The sequence below is a fragment of the Actibacterium pelagium genome (assembly GCF_002285415.1).
GTDB lineage: Bacteria > Pseudomonadota > Alphaproteobacteria > Rhodobacterales > Rhodobacteraceae > Actibacterium_B > Actibacterium_B pelagium.
This window is the reverse complement of sequence record NZ_NSBU01000007.1, coordinates 1,174,558-1,191,822: the sequence shown is the minus strand read 5'-3', so window position 1 is coordinate 1,191,822 and position 17,265 is coordinate 1,174,558. Positions and strand designations below refer to the sequence as shown.

General features: G+C 58.1%; 19 protein-coding genes and 1 riboswitch. Of the genes, 14 read left to right on the top strand and 5 right to left on the bottom strand.

What is annotated here, in order from left to right:
* Positions 1-65 precede the first annotated feature (65 nt).
* The gene (locus CLM58_RS14815) at positions 66-461 is read right to left on the bottom strand and encodes a hypothetical protein (RefSeq protein WP_143226585.1); all 396 of its coding nucleotides are present in this window, start codon (positions 459-461) and stop codon (positions 66-68) included.
* Positions 462-614: 153 nt separating this feature from the next.
* The gene (locus CLM58_RS14810; protein WP_158221922.1) at positions 615-1,199 is read right to left on the bottom strand and encodes a GNAT family N-acetyltransferase; all 585 of its coding nucleotides are present in this window, start codon (positions 1,197-1,199) and stop codon (positions 615-617) included.
* Between the two features lie 97 nt (positions 1,200-1,296).
* On the opposite strand from CLM58_RS14810, the gene CLM58_RS14805 reads away from it, so the two are divergent.
* Complete coding sequence (locus CLM58_RS14805) at positions 1,297-2,172, top strand: LysR family transcriptional regulator (RefSeq protein WP_095596645.1); 876 nt, start codon at positions 1,297-1,299, stop codon at positions 2,170-2,172.
* A gap of 26 nt (positions 2,173-2,198) precedes the next feature.
* Here the strand turns inward: CLM58_RS14805 and CLM58_RS14800 are convergent, their stop codons facing one another.
* Positions 2,199-2,981, bottom strand: a complete 783-nt coding sequence (locus CLM58_RS14800) for a TerC family protein (protein WP_095596644.1) — start codon at positions 2,979-2,981, stop codon at positions 2,199-2,201.
* Positions 2,982-3,162: 181 nt separating this feature from the next.
* On the opposite strand from CLM58_RS14800, the gene CLM58_RS14795 reads away from it, so the two are divergent.
* Positions 3,163-4,017 (top strand): zinc transporter ZntB, encoded by an 855-nt coding sequence (locus CLM58_RS14795; protein WP_158221921.1) that lies wholly within the window; start codon positions 3,163-3,165, stop codon positions 4,015-4,017.
* Between the two features lie 171 nt (positions 4,018-4,188).
* On the opposite strand, the gene CLM58_RS14790 is transcribed toward CLM58_RS14795, so the two are convergent.
* Positions 4,189-4,650, bottom strand: coding sequence for a DsrE family protein (locus tag CLM58_RS14790; protein WP_229666087.1), 462 nt, complete (start codon positions 4,648-4,650; stop codon positions 4,189-4,191).
* Positions 4,651-4,858: 208 nt separating this feature from the next.
* Between CLM58_RS14790 and CLM58_RS14785 the strand changes: the two genes are divergently transcribed.
* The 6 genes from CLM58_RS14785 to metK all read left to right on the top strand — a co-directional run bounded on the left by CLM58_RS14785 (position 4,859) and on the right by metK (position 11,266).
* Positions 4,859-5,593 carry a hypothetical protein gene (locus CLM58_RS14785; RefSeq protein WP_143226584.1) on the top strand — a complete coding sequence of 245 codons (735 nt, stop codon included), beginning with the start codon at positions 4,859-4,861 and terminating at the stop codon, positions 5,591-5,593.
* 512 nt (positions 5,594-6,105) lie between these two features.
* Positions 6,106-7,092: a PhoH family protein gene (locus CLM58_RS14780; protein ID WP_095596640.1), complete on the top strand. Its 987-nt coding sequence runs from the start codon at positions 6,106-6,108 to the stop codon at positions 7,090-7,092.
* Positions 7,076-7,573 (top strand): rRNA maturation RNase YbeY, encoded by a 498-nt coding sequence (gene ybeY / locus CLM58_RS14775; RefSeq protein WP_095596639.1) that lies wholly within the window; start codon positions 7,076-7,078, stop codon positions 7,571-7,573. The genes CLM58_RS14780 and ybeY overlap by 17 nt, the downstream gene beginning before the upstream one ends.
* Before the next feature lie 38 nt (positions 7,574-7,611).
* Positions 7,612-8,508: a hemolysin family protein gene (locus CLM58_RS14770; protein ID WP_095597136.1), complete on the top strand. Its 897-nt coding sequence runs from the start codon at positions 7,612-7,614 to the stop codon at positions 8,506-8,508.
* The gene (gene lnt / locus CLM58_RS14765) at positions 8,492-10,009 is read left to right on the top strand and encodes an apolipoprotein N-acyltransferase (protein WP_229666088.1); all 1,518 of its coding nucleotides are present in this window, start codon (positions 8,492-8,494) and stop codon (positions 10,007-10,009) included. The genes CLM58_RS14770 and lnt overlap by 17 nt, the downstream gene beginning before the upstream one ends.
* A 34-nt stretch (positions 10,010-10,043) precedes the next feature.
* Positions 10,044-10,093: riboswitch (SAM-SAH riboswitch) on the top strand.
* Between the two features lie 6 nt (positions 10,094-10,099).
* Positions 10,100-11,266 carry a methionine adenosyltransferase gene (metK, locus tag CLM58_RS14760; RefSeq protein ID WP_095596638.1) on the top strand — a complete coding sequence of 389 codons (1,167 nt, stop codon included), beginning with the start codon at positions 10,100-10,102 and terminating at the stop codon, positions 11,264-11,266.
* Positions 11,267-11,403: 137 nt separating this feature from the next.
* Here the strand turns inward: metK and CLM58_RS14755 are convergent, their stop codons facing one another.
* Positions 11,404-11,628 (bottom strand): hypothetical protein, encoded by a 225-nt coding sequence (locus CLM58_RS14755; protein ID WP_095596637.1) that lies wholly within the window; start codon positions 11,626-11,628, stop codon positions 11,404-11,406.
* 161 nt (positions 11,629-11,789) lie between these two features.
* Here CLM58_RS14755 and trmB point away from each other — a divergent pair, with 161 nt between their 5' ends.
* From trmB to CLM58_RS14725, 6 genes are all read left to right on the top strand, one after another.
* Entirely contained in the window at positions 11,790-12,506 is a 717-nt protein-coding gene (gene trmB, locus CLM58_RS14750) for a tRNA (guanine(46)-N(7))-methyltransferase TrmB (protein ID WP_095596636.1), read from the top strand.
* A gap of 57 nt (positions 12,507-12,563) precedes the next feature.
* Entirely contained in the window at positions 12,564-13,637 is a 1,074-nt protein-coding gene (locus CLM58_RS14745) for an amidohydrolase family protein (RefSeq protein WP_095596635.1), read from the top strand.
* A 69-nt stretch (positions 13,638-13,706) separates the two neighbouring features.
* Positions 13,707-15,059 (top strand): 3-phosphoshikimate 1-carboxyvinyltransferase, encoded by a 1,353-nt coding sequence (aroA, locus tag CLM58_RS14740; protein WP_095596634.1) that lies wholly within the window; start codon positions 13,707-13,709, stop codon positions 15,057-15,059.
* On the top strand, positions 15,056-15,592 hold the full coding sequence (locus CLM58_RS14735; protein WP_095596633.1) for a hypothetical protein: 537 nt from the start codon (positions 15,056-15,058) through the stop codon (positions 15,590-15,592). Before aroA ends, CLM58_RS14735 begins: the two co-directional genes overlap by 4 nt.
* Entirely contained in the window at positions 15,585-16,202 is a 618-nt protein-coding gene (cmk, locus tag CLM58_RS14730) for a (d)CMP kinase (protein WP_095596632.1), read from the top strand. Before CLM58_RS14735 ends, cmk begins: the two co-directional genes overlap by 8 nt.
* A gap of 2 nt (positions 16,203-16,204) precedes the next feature.
* Positions 16,205-17,203, top strand: coding sequence for an aldo/keto reductase (locus tag CLM58_RS14725; RefSeq protein WP_095596631.1), 999 nt, complete (start codon positions 16,205-16,207; stop codon positions 17,201-17,203).
* Positions 17,204-17,265 lie beyond the last annotated feature (62 nt).

The window sequence follows — 17,265 nt, the reverse complement described above, 5'->3', positions numbered from 1 at the left end:
GGCCCGGACAGGACACGCCCGCCCTTTTCGGGCGGGCGTAATTATTTGCTTTACGAAAGCGCTTATTAATCTTCGGGACTATTTTCGATAATCGGGGGCAGAAGCGGGGCGCTGTCCTGACTGCTGTCAATCGGGCCAATACCCACGCCAAAGTCGGTGCCGCCATTGCCGAAGCCTAGATTCAGGTCGATGAAGGCGTTGTTGTCGATATAGGCTGCGCCGATGTTCGGGCGCCAGCTTTGATCGTTGAACAGATAGTCGATGCCAAGCGTCAGGGCCGCATCTCCTTCGCGGTCGGTCGAAAAGGCCTTCACGCCGAATGCTGCGCCTTTCCCGAACACCCACGACAGGGCGATGCTGATCGTTGGGTTTGCGTCCGAGGAAGCTTCTTGTGCCGAAGCAGGCAGGGCTGTGACGGTCAGGGCTGAGGCAAGGCAAAAAGCACTTAGTTTCGAAATCATTTCAAATTCTCCAAAAACGTTAATGTGCCAGATGTTAATCACGTTCTGCGGCTTGCACCAAATGGTTTAGAAAATTTTCAAATCTTGCTGGCTGCGTTCGAAGGAGAGATCGTGCGGAACTTGATGGCGCGATGGCATCGTTTTCCGTTTCCGCTAAAGCTCCATCCGGAAATAATGCAGATGCGGGATCAGCTCTGGCGTAATCGTCGCAACGGCGCTGTCGTACGGCGCGGAATCCTTGAAGCCAGCGCTGCGATACAGCCGGATCATCGGGTCGTTTCCACAAAATGTATCCGCGACAAGCGTTTTGATACCCAAGGCACGCGCGGCTGAAATACGGGCGTTGATCAGCGATTGACCCACACCTGCGCCTCGCGCCTCTGGCCTGACATAGAGGTGTTTCATTTCCGCTGTATCATCTGAGATGCGACGCAACGACCCCGTTCCTACGGCCTGCTTGTTGGCGTCGTGGGCAAGGAAATAGGCTCCGTTTGGCGGAAGCACGCTATCGAAGTGTAGAAAGAAACGCCTCGCGTGCTCCATCAGGTCGAACTTCGGCGCCCCCAAGGCGCGGAATTCATCGTAGGCCCAGGTCAGGTGAGCGTTCAGAAGGGACCGCGCGACGTCAAAGGGCACATCTTCGCGCGTTTGATATGCGGTCAGCTCTACGCTGCTCGATGTCATATCGTGATGCTCAACCTTATGTTCGAAATAGGATGCGATCTCACCACCTAGCATAACCATCTCCTAAAACCTGTCTATTTCCTAAATTTCTAGCGAATGGGTGCGATTCAGGCTAATCAGGAATAATCGCTAATATGAAAGTTCAACTATCATGTTGCTTGATTGGAGAACCCTGCCATCACTTTCGGCGCTGCGGGCCTTTGATGCCACCGCGCGCAGCGGCGACTTCGCGGGCGCGGCCCGACTGCTTAACGTCACCCACGCGGCGGTCGCGCAGCAAGTGCGCGGCTTGGAGAAAACGTTAGGCGTGAACCTTGCCGTCCGTGATGGCAGGTCGGTACGATTGACACCGGTGGGGATAGAGCTGGCCCGATCTCTTGCGCAGGGCTTCGAGGCGATCTCGGAAGGGATCGAAACCGTCCGTGACCGTGAAAGCCGGCGCGGGATACGCGTGACAGCCACACCGTTCCTTGTGGACCGGATCATCATGCCGCGTTTGTCAGAGTTCTGGGACGCCCACCCCGGGGCAGAAATCTCGATCCACCCAACACGCGAATATGTGGATGTGGCGGCGGAGGGGTTTGATCTTGCGATCCGCGCTATTCCCTATAACGCAGATCTTACTTGGCCCAGTCTGGACGTAGAGCCGGTGGCCGCAATGCGTGTGGTGGGCATTGTGGCACCCCAGTTGCTGAAAGAGGCGTCGTCCAACCCTCAATCCCTGCCGTGGCTCGAACACGAAGGCATGACAAGCAAACTGATGATGATGCGCGATTGCGGGTTGGACGTGGAGCGGCTGAATTTCACCCCCATCGGCAGCCCCAACTTGCTGCTAGAGGCGGTACGACAGGGAATGGGCGCGACCCTTTTCAGTGAACAGTTCACCCGGGACGACCTTGCCTCTGGCCGACTGGTCGAAGTGCCGCTGCCCAAAAAACTCTATGCCCGATACCTTGCCGTGATGCCCAAAGGGCCACGTCATCGGCTGGTGTCCCCATTCGTCGAATGGGTCGGAACCTTGTTCTAAGGGCAGGGCAATTGGTTGATGCCGATTTACGCCTCGCTTTTGGCCGTCCGCCTTCCGCGACGCCGCGCCATCATGTTCAACGCCTCGACAAAGGCGGCAAAGGCCATCGCGGCATAGATGTACCCCTTGGGCACATGCCGTCCAAACCCGTCCGCAATCAGGACCATCCCGATCATCAGCAGGAACGCCAAAGCCAGCATGATGACGGTCGGGTTTGCCTGTACAAAGCGCGATACCGGCTCGGCAGCCGCGAACATCACGGCAACGGCGATGACAACCGCGGCAACCATGATCGGCAGGTGCGAGGTCATGCCCACAGCGGTCAGAATGCTGTCGATAGAGAACACAAGGTCCAGCGCAACAATCTGAATGATGACGGCCGTTAACCCCACTTGAACAGGTTTCGAAGCAAACACGGTCTGCGCCGGTTCAGGCTGAACCTTGTGCTGAATCTCGGTCGTCGCTTTCCAAACAAGGAAAAGCCCGCCGCTGATAAGGATCAGGTCGCGCCACGAAAACGCTGTTTCGAACGAGGGCTCTCCGTGGGCGCCCAAAGGCCCTTGCCATCCCAGATCGAAAACCGGCTCTACCAGACCCACGATCCAAGAAATCGCCGCCAGCAGAACCAGCCGCATTCCCAATGCTAAGCCGATCCCGACACGCCGCGCCATAGGTTGCTGGTGCTCTGGCAGCTTGTTGGTGATGATGGATATGAAGATCAGGTTGTCGATACCCAGAACGATCTCCAAGGTGACCAAGGCCAAAAAGGCCGCCCATGCTTCGGGGGAAACGAGTAATTCGAGAATCATGTAAATCTCCAGACTTTGTTAAAACGAAATCTATCAGCTAAGCTGTTAGAAAGCGTCAGAAAATAGCAGGCGACTTACAGGGTTCTGGATACCAAACATGACGAATTCCCCCTCTCAAACCTTGCGGCTTAATTCGGCTTCACAACAGCAGGACCAAGCACCCGATGCCACCTGGCACCGAATGGGTGTCGCTGACCCCAAGGCGGGTTCGCGGTTGCGCACCGAGATTGGTCTTGATGATCTTGTTGTAACCGCTTTGTTGGCCGAGGAAACGCGCCCCAGATGCACCCCCCATGGCGAAGGCGCCCTTATCAACCTGAGAGGCGTCAACTCACAGCACGGGGCCGAACCCGAAGATATGGTCTCGGTCCGGCTGTGGCTGGATCACGAAAAGGTCGTCACCTGCCAGTTCCGCGAACTTGCCGCGGTTGGCCAAATGGCAGAGTGGATCGAAGGTGGCGTTGGCCCCGGTACCCCCGGGGATTTCGTGGTCGCGCTTGCCGACAAGCTGACCGAAGGCATGGAAAGCGTCGTTGATGCGCTGGACACGGAACTGGATGATCTTGAAGAGGAACAAGCCCAAGACCGGGTGCATGAACTCCGCGAGACCATCGCGGACATGAGACGAACAATCGTTCGCCTTAGGCGCTTCATCGCGCCACAACGAGATGCGCTTGATGTCCTGATCGCCGAGACATTCGTCTGGCAGACCGAAGTGCAAGAGCGCCGCTTGAAAGAGATCGTCGACCGGATCACCCGATTGGTCGAACAGCTTGATACCATGCACCACCGCGCCGCCATCCTGCAGGACTTTATCGCCGTGCGTGTCGCCGAACGATTGAACAGCACCATGGTCCTGCTTTCGATCGTTGCCGGGGTCTTCCTGCCGCTAAGCTTTGTGACCGGTCTTCTGGGAATGAATGTTGCGGGGATCCCTATGGCCACAAGCCAGTCGGCCTTTCTGGTCATCTCGGGCGTGCTGGTTGTTATCGGCGTCGTCACGTTCCTGGCGCTTTGGAAATTGCGGAGCCAATGAACAATCAGGGCTGATCCGGTGACTTGCATCCGGCCAGCACGCACCTGTCGAATTTCGATTGAATGCGGCCATGTCGCCCTGCCGCTTGGGCCTAAAGGGTGGCTGCGAACACCCACCCCGTTCTTTTGAAAACCAAAGAAGCTGCGCGTTAAGCCCCAACTTCTTGGCGCCTTACGGACGGATCATGAAGTAACCTTGGTCGCTCAGCTCCATCAGTCGGATGACACCGCCGGGGACGACCCGAGCATTTTCAACGATGCTGACCTCTTTCCCAGACTTCTTGCTCATCATATTGATGGTATTGCCACAGGCAGAAATGGTCACGTTCGGAACACTGTCAGTGAACGATTGGATGCGATCCAGAACCGGGGACGTGTCCGGGCGCAGCATGTGAAGGCCTGCGTTATAGGCGACGATCTCGATCTCATAGTCTTCGCCACGCTCCAGAAAGTATTTCGACATGTTCGTCGCGTTGTTAAGGACCTTGTTGAACGTGCCCTTTTCATTGTCGCTGACCTGCATGACAATCCTGTGCACGTCATGCTCCGGCGCGTCATCATGGGCCGACGCGGGTAGACCGATCATTGTCCAGAACGCGGCCAGTACCACCGCTGCAATACGAGTTAATTTCATAGTTTCCTCCCAGATATGCCCTGTGGGCTTTTTGCACCTTCGTGTTCAGGCGGAAGTGGTTCGCCCTAAAAGATGAATAAACAGATTATCATTTGTGAATTTGTTTCAGGCAAGAAACTTCTATTTCCGCGCTGAAACCCAAGCCGAAAACCCGCGACAGGCGCGCCGCTAAATTGCATGTTTAACGACCTCCTCACCTGCTGAAATGGTGAGCACTCTAAACTTTCGCCAAATTCCGCCCCAGACGCTTGCGGCCCAGGCCGCGCCTGACCGCCCGTATGGGCAGGCGCTTCACGCCACCTGCGGTCCGGCGCGCCCTGTGTCATTGGGGGAAGGGAAGAAACAACACGTCGAAGATGTTTGGTTGAAAAGTAGCTGCTATGTAATCATAGAAATGGATTTTAAGCAGTTAGGTGAAGTGGTGTTTGCATTGAGTTTTGGGACTGTTTCGGTTTTGGCTGGTGGCATACTCTGGAGTGCGTTTTTCGGGGGGGCAGCCAATGCAAGCATCATCAATCAGCGCGCCATCTTTGATGGAGTTATTCCGTGCGAAGCTTACACAAAGTTTCTCGCTGGGGAAGATATCGAGACAACCGAAGATTGCCACCCATACGCATTGTTAGTTCTGGATTTGAAAGATATGGGTGACCGGGAATTCTTGAAGGGTATCTACCGGGAAATGAATCATAGCTCGTCAGTCTTTTTTGTCTCGCGAGCACTTAGAATGTATGATCACGAATTATTCTCACTTGTTTTTTCGTGGTCAGAGGTTGCGAATCAAGCAATCAATTATGAAATGGGCAAAGCGCATGATGAAGAACGGTTGGCTTTCTATTCGCGGCTCCTTTCAGACCTTCAAATTTCGGCTGTCGTCAATATGTGCGCTGAAGGTACCGACTGCACCGGCCTAAATTTGATGGCTCCCTTTTCAGAAATTTTATGACATGAATTTTCAAGCTTTGAAAGCGAAGATACACGCGACTTATTGATGTGCGTACATCGTACCGACGCGTTTATGGTTCCTATTCGAACAGTTTTGAGAAGCGTCCGGTTTAGAAACTGTGTAGAGCGATGACGTTGTCTACCTTTTGCAGATGTAGGGTTGGTGAGACGCCCATCGAAACCTTGGACCAAACCAAGATGGGGGTGAACACCCACCCCACTTAGAAGGATAAGCGGGGCGGCTCCGAAAAGCGATTTTACTCATATGCAAGTCATATGCAGGTCATATGCCAGTCATACATCTCAATTAGACCGCCATTTGGGTCCTTGGGGAGGCCCTAAACCCACCACTCCCGACCAAAAACCGCCCACGGGCTAGGCAGGTTTTGTACCACTTTCGTGAAATCTCACATCTATCCCTTGCGGGAATCTCTCAAGGGGTCCACCATATCTGTACAGATACGAGCAAATGGAGTCGCTTTGGGCCTCAGTGAACTGACACCCCCGCCAACCATGCAAGACGCACATGAAATCTTGTTGGAGTTCCCCGACAATCGTCTTCTGATCGACCTTTGTGGCGAGTTCGATCGCAACCTCGCCCAGATCGAGCAAAAACTAGGGGTAAACATCCTGCGCCGTGGAAATCAGCTGGCGATCGTCGGCGAAACGGACGCGCGGGATCAGGCGGTAAGAGTACTTCAGAACCTTTACGAAAAGCTGGAAGCGGGTCGATCCATCGACGCGGGCGCCATCAATGGCGAGATCCGCATGGGCGATTCCGGTGAAGACACTGGTGTCCGTGACGGCGATCAGATGGAGCTGTTCAAAGGCGGCAAGATCGAGATCAAGACCCGCAAGAAACTGATCGAACCCCGGACAGAGGCGCAGCAGGCCTATGTGAAGTCCCTATTCGAGCATGAGATGGGCTTTGGCATTGGTCCGGCGGGCACTGGCAAGACCTACTTGGCCGTCGCCGTGGCCGTGAACATGTTCATTGAGGGCAAGGTCGATAAGATCCTGTTGTCTCGTCCCGCGGTCGAGGCGGGCGAGCGTCTGGGTTTTCTGCCGGGTGACATGAAAGACAAGGTCGACCCCTACATGCAGCCGCTTTACGACGCGCTGGGGGATTTCCTGCCCGGCAAGCAGGTGACCAAACTGATCGAAGAAAAGAAGATCGAAATTGCGCCGCTGGCCTTTATGCGGGGACGCACTCTGTCCAACGCATTTGTCGTGCTGGATGAGGCCCAGAATGCCACGACCATGCAGATGAAGATGTTCCTGACCCGTCTGGGCGAGGGCTCTCGTATGGTGATCACCGGTGACAGGTCGCAGGTCGACCTTCCGCGCGGCGTGCAATCGGGCCTGCGGGATGCTGAACGCATTTTGGCGGGCATCCCCGATATCTCGTTCAACTATTTCACAGCCAAAGATGTCGTGCGGCACCATCTGGTAGCCAAGATCATTCACGCGTATGACAAGGCCGATGAACAACCTGGTTGATTGCGTCCTTGAAGACGACCGTTGGGCTGACCTGCAAGCGCGGGCCGATACTGCGTGCGCGGCTACGCTGACCCATCTGAACCTGCCCGCGGATGATTTCGAGATCAGTCTGCTGGGCTGTGATGACGCGCGCATCGCTGAGCTGAACGCCGATTTCCGGGGTAAGCCACAGCCGACCAACGTCCTTAGCTGGCCCTCGGACGAACGCGCAGCGGAAGAGGACGGCGCGATGCCAGAGCTGCCAAGCGCCGACAATCCGATGGATGCAGAGTTGGGCGATATCGCGATCGCCTATGAGACCTGCGCGCGCGAAGCAGCAGAGCAGGGCAAGCCGATGGAAGAGCATGTGACCCATCTTTTGGTCCATGGAACCCTCCATTTGTTGGGTTTCGACCACATTCGACCAAAAGATGCATCACTAATGGAAGGTTTAGAGGTTGAAATCCTTGCATCCTTGGGGATTGGCAACCCATATGAATAGTCTGGGGACAGTTTGATCCCCGCAACATGGTGAAAGAGATGAATTCCGAGGCCGACGGGTCTTCTATCGCGGCGCAAAGCGCGCAGTCAGAATCTGAGCAGAACGCAACCGGGTTGTTAAAACGCCTGCGTCACAAGTTTTCAGGCACCCCCCAAACCGATCCTGAAGAGGCGGCACCCGAACCGGTGGCCGGCCAGCCGCAGCCCTTGGGCATGGGCAACCTGCACCGCATGCGGGTCGAAGATGTCGCCATTCCAAAGGTCGAGATCGTCTCGGTCCCCGGCGAGATCGGCAAGGAAGAGCTGGTCAATGTATTCCGTGAAAGCGGGATGAGCCGTTTGCCCGTCTTCGACGGAACACTGGATACGCCGCTTGGCATGATCCACCTGAAAGACTTTGCGCTGAAGCACGGCTTCAATGGCAAGGGCTCTAAGTTCGACGTGACCGTCATGTTGCGTCCGTTGCTTTATGTGCCGCCGTCGATGCCGATTGGTGTCCTTCTGCAGAAGATGCAGAAAGAGCGGATGCACATGGCGCTGGTGATCGACGAATACGGTGGGGTTGATGGTCTGGTGACAATCGAGGACCTGATCGAGCAGGTCATCGGCGAGATCGAAGACGAACATGATGTGGACGAAGCCCTGACGTGGATCCGTGAGAAATCGGGATCCTACCTTGTGCAGGCCAAGACCCCACTGGACGAGTTCGAGGCCGAAACCGGCATCAAACTGGCCGAGGATGAAGACGAAGACATCGACACACTTGGCGGTCTGGTTTTCGTGATGGTCGGTCGCGTCCCCGTGCGCGGAGAGATCATTCCTCACCCCGCAGGTGCCCAATTCGAAATCCTCGACGCCGACCCGCGCCGGATCAAGCGGATGCGCGTGCGCTTTCCCAAAGAGATGGACCCAAAGTCAGGTGCCGCAGACAGCTGAAGCATCGCGCCTTAGGCGGACCCTGACTAGCGCTCCGGCGCTGGCATTGGTCTGTGGGGCCTTGGTCTCTTTCGGTCAGGCACCGTTTGGCCTGTGGCCGGTAACGGTGCTGGCGCTGGCGGGGATGTTTCACCTTATCGCCTCGGCCCCGAACCTGCGCCGGGCCATAGGCTTGGGCTGGTGGGCTGGGCTTGGCTATATCGCGGCGACGCACCACTGGATCGTCATGCCCTTCTTCGTCGATGCCGCCCGGCATGGCTGGATGGCGCCATTCGCGCTATTCGCCATGTCCGCAGGGATCGCGCTGTTCTGGGCCGCCGCTGCGGCCTTGGGCTTTGTTGCAGGCCAAGACCGCACTGCGCGCCTGTGGGCGCTGGCGATTGCGCTGCCCCTGACGGACCTTGGTCGCGCCTATGTGTTTACGGGTTTTCCGTGGGCACCGCTTGGCGCGATTTGGCTGGATACGCCGGTGGCGCAGGGGGCGGCGCTGGTTGGGCCCTATGGGCTTGCCCTTGTCACCTGTCTGATCCCTGCCGCGCTTCTGACGCTGCACCGCCACCTTGTCGTGTCGGGGCTGGCTCTGGTACCAGCACTTGCCTTGGCGGGGTTCGGCCTGTTGCGTGAAACCCAACCGGCACCTGACACTGACCTGACCTTCCGCGTCGTCCAACCAAACGCCGCGCAGCACCTCAAATGGGACCCGGACTATGTCCGTGATTTCTTTGACCTCCAACTAACCCTGACCGAGGCACCCGTCGAGGGCCCCAGTCCAGACCTTATCATCTGGCCGGAAACCGCCGTCGCCTATGGTCTTGGCGACAAGGCCCCGGCGATGAAGATGATGGCGGCGGCGTCCAACGATACCCCCGTGATGTTCGGCGTGCAGCGCCGCAAGGGAGAGCGCCTTTACAACAGCCTTGCCGTGATCGGGGCAGGGGGGCAGGTCACCGCCACCTACGACAAGGCCCGCCTTGTGCCCTTTGGCGAATACACCCCCTATGGCGCAGTTCTGGATGACCTTCTTGGCATCGGCAATTTCGCCGCCGAGGCCGGCAACGGCTACAGCCACGGTCCGCGCGGACAGGTGCTTGACCTTGGTCCCCTTGGCGTCGCCCGTCCCCTGATCTGCTACGAGGCGATCTTCCCGCAGGACGCAGGCTCCAACAACGGGCGTCCCTCATGGATCGCCAACCTGACCAATGACGCGTGGTTCGGGGACAGCGTCATGCCGCGCCAGCATCTGGCACAGACCCGCCTGCGCGCAATCGAGCAAGGCCTGCCCGCCGTTCGCGCCGCCAACACGGGTATCTCGGCCATGATTGATGCGCATGGCAATGTTCGTGAACGGCTTGATCTGAAGACCCGCGGATACTTTGACGCCACGTTGCCGGGGGCGCTTCCGGAAACGATCTATGCGAAAACCGGCAATTTACCCGGTATTTTGCTGCTTTTTGCCCTTTATGGCGTGCTTCTTTACCGTGCGCGCCTATATCCCCATTGACCGCGTGCTAACACGCGCGTAAGCCCGCTTGAACAAACCGCCACAACGGCTTCCTGACGTGGCGGGGATAACCCTAATGGAGCACTTTTCATGTCCCGTCAGAACTATATTTTTACCTCTGAATCCGTGTCAGAGGGCCACCCGGATAAGGTCTGCGACCGCATTTCCGACGCCGTTCTGGACGCTTTCCTGTCCGAAGACCCCTATGCCCGCGTCGCGTGTGAGACCTTTGCCACCACCGACCGTGTTGTTATCGGCGGCGAAGTCCGCGGCCCCGGTTCTGTCATCGAGCGCGTCGAGGATATCGCGCGCGCATGCGTGAAGGACATTGGGTACGAGCAAAAAGGCTTTCACTGGGCCAACATGAATGTAGATAACTACCTGCACGCCCAATCCGCCGACATCGCGCAGGGCGTTGATGCGGCTGCCAACAAAGATGAAGGCGCCGGTGACCAGGGTATCATGTTTGGCTATGCGGTGAATGAAACCGACGCGTTGATGCCCGCCCCGATCCTTTATTCCCACGCGATCCTGCGCCGTCTGGCCGAGGTCCGTAAATCGGGCGTCGAGCCCAAGCTGGGCCCGGACGCCAAATCGCAGCTGTCGGTCCGCTATGAAAATGGCAAACCGGTCGAGGTGACCTCGATCGTTTTGTCGACCCAGCATCTGGACCCAGAGCTGTCCTCGGGTGACGTGCGTGAGATCGTCGAACCCTATATCCGCGAAGAACTGCCAGAGGGCTGGATCACCGGCAACACCGTTTGGCACGTGAACCCCACCGGCAAGTTCGTCATTGGCGGCCCTGATGGTGACGCAGGCCTGACCGGTCGCAAGATCATCGTCGATACCTATGGTGGGGCCGCGCCCCACGGTGGCGGTGCCTTCTCGGGCAAAGACCCGACCAAGGTTGACCGTTCGGCGGCCTATGCCTCGCGCTATCTGGCGAAGAACATCGTGGCGGCCGGTCTGGCCGACCGCTGCTGCCTGCAGCTGTCCTACGCCATCGGCGTGGCCAAGCCGCTGTCGATCTATGTCGACACCTATGGCACCGGCAAAGTGCCTGAAGCTGAAATTGAGAAAGCCGTCGCACAGGTCATGGACCTGACACCGCGCGGCATCCGCGAGCATCTGCAACTGAACAAACCCATCTTTGAACGCACCGCCGCCTACGGCCACTTCGGCCGCGCACCCGACGCGGACGGTGGCTTTAGCTGGGAAGCGACAGATCTGGTCGACACGCTGAAGAAAGCCATCTGATAAAAGAAACGCCCGGCCAAGCGCCGGGCGTTTTCGTTTTGGGGTGCCTGATCCGTAGGGTGGGTGCTCTGCACCCATCATCTGCCGGTGCAATTGGGGGACGATGGGTGCAGAGCACCCATCCTACGGGTCCGCGCTTAGCGTAGGAAGAAAATATAAATCCCAACCGCCGCCACGGCCCCAACCATCAGCAGGCTCATCGGGTCCGAGGCGCCAAACCCGCCCCAGTCCGCAGGCGGGGGCGCGCTGCTGCCACCTCCGCCACCGCCGCTTTGGCCTGCGACAATTCCAACGATCTCTCCCATCTTGTCTTCCTTCGCAGAGTTCTGACCTGCCCATCGGGCTGGCGGGTGGCTCGTCATTGCCGATGCTCAGGTTAACGCAATTGAACGCCAAATCCGCGCAAAAAATCGAAAATCACCGGCTTTGGGCCGGGGTTTGCGGGCCGTACAAGCGTATGTACAGGTTCTGTACGCGGTCTGTACGGATTGTGTATCGGCTAATTCCCGGCTAAATCGCGCCCATGACCGCTGATGATAAACACCCCTCGGGCGCCCCGTGGCGCAACTTCTATGGCCGTTTTAAGGGTAAGACCCTGCGCGACAGCCAGAAGGAATATCTGGAAACCGACCTGAAAGAGTACACGCCCGAAGGCGTCACCTGGGAGGAAAACCCGGACCGTAAGCCATTGGACCTGAAGGCGCTTTTTGGCGACCGCGAGATCTGGCTGGAAACCGGTTTTGGCGGTGGTGAGCATATGGTTCATCAAGCCGTGCAGAACCCCGATGTGGGCATCATCGGGTGCGAGCCTTTCATTAACGGTGTCGCCATGTTGCTGGGCAAACTGCGCGAAGCGAATGTCGAAAACGTCGCCATCCACCCCGGCGACGTCCGCGACATGTTCGACGTGCTTCCCGATGCCTCGATCTCGAAGGCGTTCCTGCTGTATCCCGACCCGTGGCCGAAAAAGCGCCACCACCGTCGCCGTTTTGTGACGCCCGAACATCTGGAACCGCTGGCGCGCGTGCTGAAGCCCGGCTCGATCTTTCGCGTGGCGACTGACATTCCCGACTATGTCCGCCAGACACTAGAACAGGTGCCGCGCCACGGGTTCGAATGGCTGGCAGAAGGCCCAGAGGATTGGCGAAACCCTTGGGATGATTGGATTTCCACGCGTTACGAGCAGAAAGCCCTGCGCGAAGGCCGGACCCCGCATTATCTGACATTCCGGCGCAAGTAGGGATGCGCGACTCGCGCTGAACGTGTACTCTGTTGGTGATTTCCGACGGAGTATTTCATGTCCAGATTGCCAGAAATTCGCATTACCAACTGCCACATCCATACCTTCACCAGCGAGCATGTCCCGCGGGATTACCCGTATGTTTTCCTGCGGTTGTTCAAACGTGCCCCGTTCCTGATCAAAGGGTTAGCCGGGCTAGCGCGGTTGCTGGGTCAGCACCCGATCGCGGATAAGGTCGACCGGCTTTACCAGTTCCAGAAAGAGGCCGCGCGAACCTCGCAGCAAGCCGTGCTTGAGCAGGTGAAAAAGCACTATCCCTCGAACACGCGGTTCGTGGTGTTGCCGATGGATATGCGCAACATCGACTATGGGCCGGTCCCGGTCAGCCAGCGCGAACAGCATGACGAATTGAACAGGCTGGCGATGCACCCCGACCACCTTGGCACGGTGATCCCCTTTGCAACGGTCAACCCAATGGCCCCCGGTAGCGCCGAAGAAGGGGTGCGCGCACTGGAAGACCTGCATTTCCGCGGATTGAAGATCTATCCCCGCATGGGCTTTGCGCCGGACCACCATGTGCTGATGAATAAAGTCTACCCGGTCGTCGAAAAGCTAAACCGCCCCGTGATGACCCATTGCTCGCGCGGCGGGGTGCAGGGCAAATGGGTCTCTGACCATTCTGCCAACCGCTATACCGAACCGCGCGCCTATGTCCCCGTGATGCGCAAGTTTCCAGATCTGCGGATTTGCTTGGCGCATTTCGGCGGGCAGGGTGACTGGAAAGCCTATGCCGATGGAAAGGCACCTGCGGGCAAAGACAACTGGCAGGTCCAGATCCGCAAGATGATCGGTTCGGGCAACCATCCGAACCTGTGGACGGACATTTCCTATACCCTGTTCCACTTCGACGATTACATCCCCTTCCTGCGCCTGTTCCTGCTTAGTGACGATGAAGAGGGGGAACGCCTGCGATCCCGGGTATTGTTCGGATCCGACTTCTATATGACCCGGCAAGAGAAGCTGTCGGAGCGCGCCGTTTGCTTTCGTCTACGCAATGCATTGGGCGAAGAGGTCTTCCGCCAGATCGCCGTCGACAACCCCGAGATTTGGCTGGGTGAACGCGAGGGCTGATTTCACTGTGGACGCTCCGGGCGGGATTGGCTAATCCTTCGGGCGCTAACACGAAGTGAAGGAACGCCCATGTCCAGCCACGGTGACCCGATCCCGATGACCTCTCGCAAATGCGGGCCGCTGAAGGGCACAGCCCTTGTGCCGGGCGACAAGTCGATCAGCCACCGGTCGCTGATCCTTGGCGCGCTGACCGTGGGTGAGACCAAGATCTCTGGCCTGCTAGAAGGCGACGACGTTCTGGATACTGCCAAGGCGATGCGTGCCTTTGGCGCCGAAGTGACCCACCACGGCGAAGGCGAGTGGACGGTCAATGGCGTGGGCGTCGGCGGGTTCGCCGAGCCCGAAAATGTCATCGATTGCGGTAACTCTGGTACCGGTGTGCGCCTGATCATGGGCTGCATGGCGACCTCTGATATCACTGCGACCTTTACCGGCGATGCCTCGCTGCGGTCTCGCCCGATGGGCCGGATCACCGATCCTGTCGCGCTGTTCGGTGCGCAATCCTATGGGCGCAAAGGTGGCCGTTTGCCGATGACCATCGTCGGCGCTGCCGATCCTGTGGCCGTGCGCTATACCGTGCCCATGCCGTCTGCACAGGTGAAATCGGCGGTCCTTCTGGCTGGCCTGAACGTGGCCGGCGACACCGTTGTGATCGAGAAGGAAGCCACCCGCGACCATACCGAACGTATGCTGGCCGGCTTTGGTGCCGACATCACGGTCGAGAACACCGACGAAGGCCGTGTGATCACCCTGAAAGGCCAGCCAGAGCTGAAGCCGCAGACCATCACGGTCCCTCGCGACCCGTCCAGTGCGGCTTTCCCGGTCTGCGCGGCGCTGATCGTCGAAGGCTCTGACGTACTGATCCCGAATATCGGCCTGAACCCGACCCGCGCTGGCCTGTTCACCACGCTGCGCGAGATGGGCGCTGACCTGACCTATGAAAACGAACGTGAAGAGGGCGGCGAACCTGTTGCCGATCTGCGCGCCAAGTTCTCGCCCAACATGAAGGGGATCGAGGTTCCGCCAGAACGCGCCCCGTCCATGATCGACGAATACCCGATCCTGTCAGTCGTTGCCTGCTATGCCGAGGGCAAGACCGTGATGAAGGGCGTCAAGGAACTGCGCGTCAAGGAAAGCGACCGCATCGACGCCATGGCGCGCGGGCTGGAAGCCAACGGCGCTACCATCGAGGAAGACGAAGACACGCTGATCGTGCACGGCATGGGCCCCGGCGGTCTGCCGGGTGGCGCCACGGCCGAGGCTCGTCTGGACCACCGTATCGCCATGTCCTTCATGTGCGCGGGCATGGCCTCGAAAGAACCGGTCAGCGTCGATGACGCGGGCCCGATTGCGACCTCTTTCCCAGTGTTCGAGCCGTTGATGGAGAAACTGGGCGCGCAGCTGGTGCGTACCTCGGCATGATCTTTAGTCGCCGCAGCTTCTGGATTCTGGTTGCGGTCACGCTTGGCGTTTATCTGGTGATGGTCTTTTGGTCGCTTCCCTTGATTGCGGAAGCTGCCGGCGGACAGACGCCGTTCGACATGCGGCCCGGTGGGTACAGTTACGACGATGCCCAAGCGTTTCTAGTTGCTCTGTCACCAGAGGGTCGCGCGTTCTACCTGTCGACGCAGCACAAGTTTGATCTGATCTACCCACCGCTTCTAGGGCTGATGCTTGGTTTTGCGCTATGGCACCAGCTTGGTGGGGTGCCAAAACCGCTCCGCCTGATTTCCGTGCTTTTGTGTGGGGCGGTGACCATCACCGACCTCTGGGAAAACGCGCTTGTTGCACAGATGTTGCGCCTTGACCCCACTGACCTCACCACAGAGATTGTTGCAAAAGCCAGCGGCGTCACCGTCGCGAAATCCACTTTGACGACAATTGCCATGGGACTTTTGCTCGTGGCAATTTGTGTTCGCGCCTTACTTCGTCGGAAACAAAGAAAAGATGCATGAAGCTTTTACAGTTGCCATTGATGGGCCCGCCGCAGCGGGCAAGGGGACCATATCCAAAGCGGTTGCCGCCCATTTCGGTTTCGCTCATCTCGACACAGGACTGCTGTATCGCGCGGTAGGACGTAAAACTTTGAACGGCGCAGCTGCGTTGGAAGCGGCGCAGTCTCTGGCGGCGGCAGATATCGACCGTGATGACCTGCGCACCCCAGATGTCGCCCAGGCCGCCAGCAAAGTTGCCGCTGATCCGCAGGTGCGGGCCGCTTTGGTGGATTTTCAGCGGGCGTTTGCCCGTCGTGCTGGCGGGGCTGTTCTTGACGGTCGCGACATCGGAACCGTGATTTGTCCGAATGCCAATGCAAAGCTGTATGTCACGGCCAGCGATGAGGTCCGGGCAGAGCGCCGTTTTCTAGAGCTTACCGAAAAAGGCCATGACATCACGCTGGCGCAAGTCCTTGCGGATCTGCAAGAACGTGATGCCCGTGACAGCGAACGCGCCACAGCTCCGCTGAAACCCGCGGACGACGCGGTTCTCATTGACACCACTTCGATGAATATCGAAGCCGCAATTTCCGCAGCGATTGCAGCGATCCAGGTAAGAATAAAGGGATGACGATGCAGAAACGTAAGTTGGGCGCAGATGGTCCCGAGGTAACCGGCATTGGCTATGGCGCCATGTCGTTCTCTGATTTTTACGGCAAAACCACCGAAGACGCCGCACATGAAATGCTGGATATGCTGCGCGAGCAGGGCGTCGATCACATCGACACCGCCAATGTCTATGGTTTAGGTCGGTCAGAGCAATGGATCGGGTCCTATTTGGCGAAGAACCCAAATGCTCGTGCGGAGTTTAAAATCGCGACCAAAGCCGCAATCACGCGCGATAGTGACGGCAACCGTATGCTGTCCAACGACCCGGCCCATCTTGCGGAAGAAATCGACAAAAGCCTTGCACGGATGGGGATCGAGCAGATCGATCTTTTCTACGTGCACCGCCGCGACAAGCGATTTGAAATTGAAGAGGTTACCGAGACTCTCGCGGGCTTCGTGAAGTCCGGGAAAATCGCCCGTTTCGGCTTTTCCGAGATCGCGCCCTCTAGTCTGCGCAGGGCCCATGCCGTTCACCCGGTCGCCGCCGTTCAATCGGAATATTCCCTGCAAACGCGTTCGCCAGAGCTGGGGCTGGTGCAAACCTGCGCTGAACTTGGCGTGACACTCGTCGCCTTTTCGCCGGTCGGGCGTTCTTTGCTGACCGATGCGCCGGTTAGCTTCGAAACGGCGTCACAGCTGGCTTTCATGTCTAATAATCCGCGCTTTGTTCAGCCGAATTTCGACGCCAACATCAAGGCCACCGACAGATTGCGCAAGCTCGCAAAAGAGATGGGAGAGCCCGCTGCAGCACTGGCAACCGGCTGGTTGCTGGCCAAAGGCGACCATATCCTGCCGATCCCCGGCAGCCGCTCGCTGAAACACTTCCAGGAATGCCTGCGGGGGGCGGAGCTTCAACTAAGCGCCTCTGACTTAACCGCGATTGAGGCGGCACTGCCAATTGGCTGGGCTCACGGCGACCGCTATGATGAGGTTCAATGGATCGGACCGGAACGTTACGGGTGACGTCGATCCGCGAGATACCCTTGCAAACTTGACCGAAACAACATATACGCGCGCCTGTCTGA

Bases quoted from the DNA above. Each gene is read 5' to 3' on its own strand.
- CLM58_RS14735 (WP_095596633.1), top strand. From the start codon at position 15,056: ATGATCTTTAGTCGCCGCAGCTTCTGGATTCTGGTTGCGGTCACGCTT.
- CLM58_RS14745 (WP_095596635.1), top strand. From the start codon at position 12,564: ATGTCCAGATTGCCAGAAATTCGCATTACCAACTGCCACATCCATACC.
- CLM58_RS14805 (WP_095596645.1), top strand. From the start codon at position 1,297: ATGTTGCTTGATTGGAGAACCCTGCCATCACTTTCGGCGCTGCGGGCC.
- CLM58_RS14800 (WP_095596644.1), bottom strand. From the start codon at position 2,981: ATGATTCTCGAATTACTCGTTTCCCCCGAAGCATGGGCGGCCTTTTTG.
- CLM58_RS14770 (WP_095597136.1), top strand. From the start codon at position 7,612: ATGAATTCCGAGGCCGACGGGTCTTCTATCGCGGCGCAAAGCGCGCAG.
- CLM58_RS14790 (WP_229666087.1), bottom strand. From the start codon at position 4,650: ATGAAATTAACTCGTATTGCAGCGGTGGTACTGGCCGCGTTCTGGACA.
- CLM58_RS14780 (WP_095596640.1), top strand. From the start codon at position 6,106: ATGCAAGACGCACATGAAATCTTGTTGGAGTTCCCCGACAATCGTCTT.
- ybeY (WP_095596639.1), top strand. From the start codon at position 7,076: ATGAACAACCTGGTTGATTGCGTCCTTGAAGACGACCGTTGGGCTGAC.
- aroA (WP_095596634.1), top strand. From the start codon at position 13,707: ATGTCCAGCCACGGTGACCCGATCCCGATGACCTCTCGCAAATGCGGG.
- CLM58_RS14810 (WP_158221922.1), bottom strand. From the start codon at position 1,199: ATGCTAGGTGGTGAGATCGCATCCTATTTCGAACATAAGGTTGAGCAT.
- trmB (WP_095596636.1), top strand. From the start codon at position 11,790: ATGACCGCTGATGATAAACACCCCTCGGGCGCCCCGTGGCGCAACTTC.
- CLM58_RS14755 (WP_095596637.1), bottom strand. From the start codon at position 11,628: ATGACGAGCCACCCGCCAGCCCGATGGGCAGGTCAGAACTCTGCGAAG.
- CLM58_RS14725 (WP_095596631.1), top strand. From the start codon at position 16,205: ATGCAGAAACGTAAGTTGGGCGCAGATGGTCCCGAGGTAACCGGCATT.
- metK (WP_095596638.1), top strand. From the start codon at position 10,100: ATGTCCCGTCAGAACTATATTTTTACCTCTGAATCCGTGTCAGAGGGC.
- CLM58_RS14815 (WP_143226585.1), bottom strand. From the start codon at position 461: ATGATTTCGAAACTAAGTGCTTTTTGCCTTGCCTCAGCCCTGACCGTC.
- CLM58_RS14795 (WP_158221921.1), top strand. From the start codon at position 3,163: ATGGGTGTCGCTGACCCCAAGGCGGGTTCGCGGTTGCGCACCGAGATT.
- cmk (WP_095596632.1), top strand. From the start codon at position 15,585: ATGCATGAAGCTTTTACAGTTGCCATTGATGGGCCCGCCGCAGCGGGC.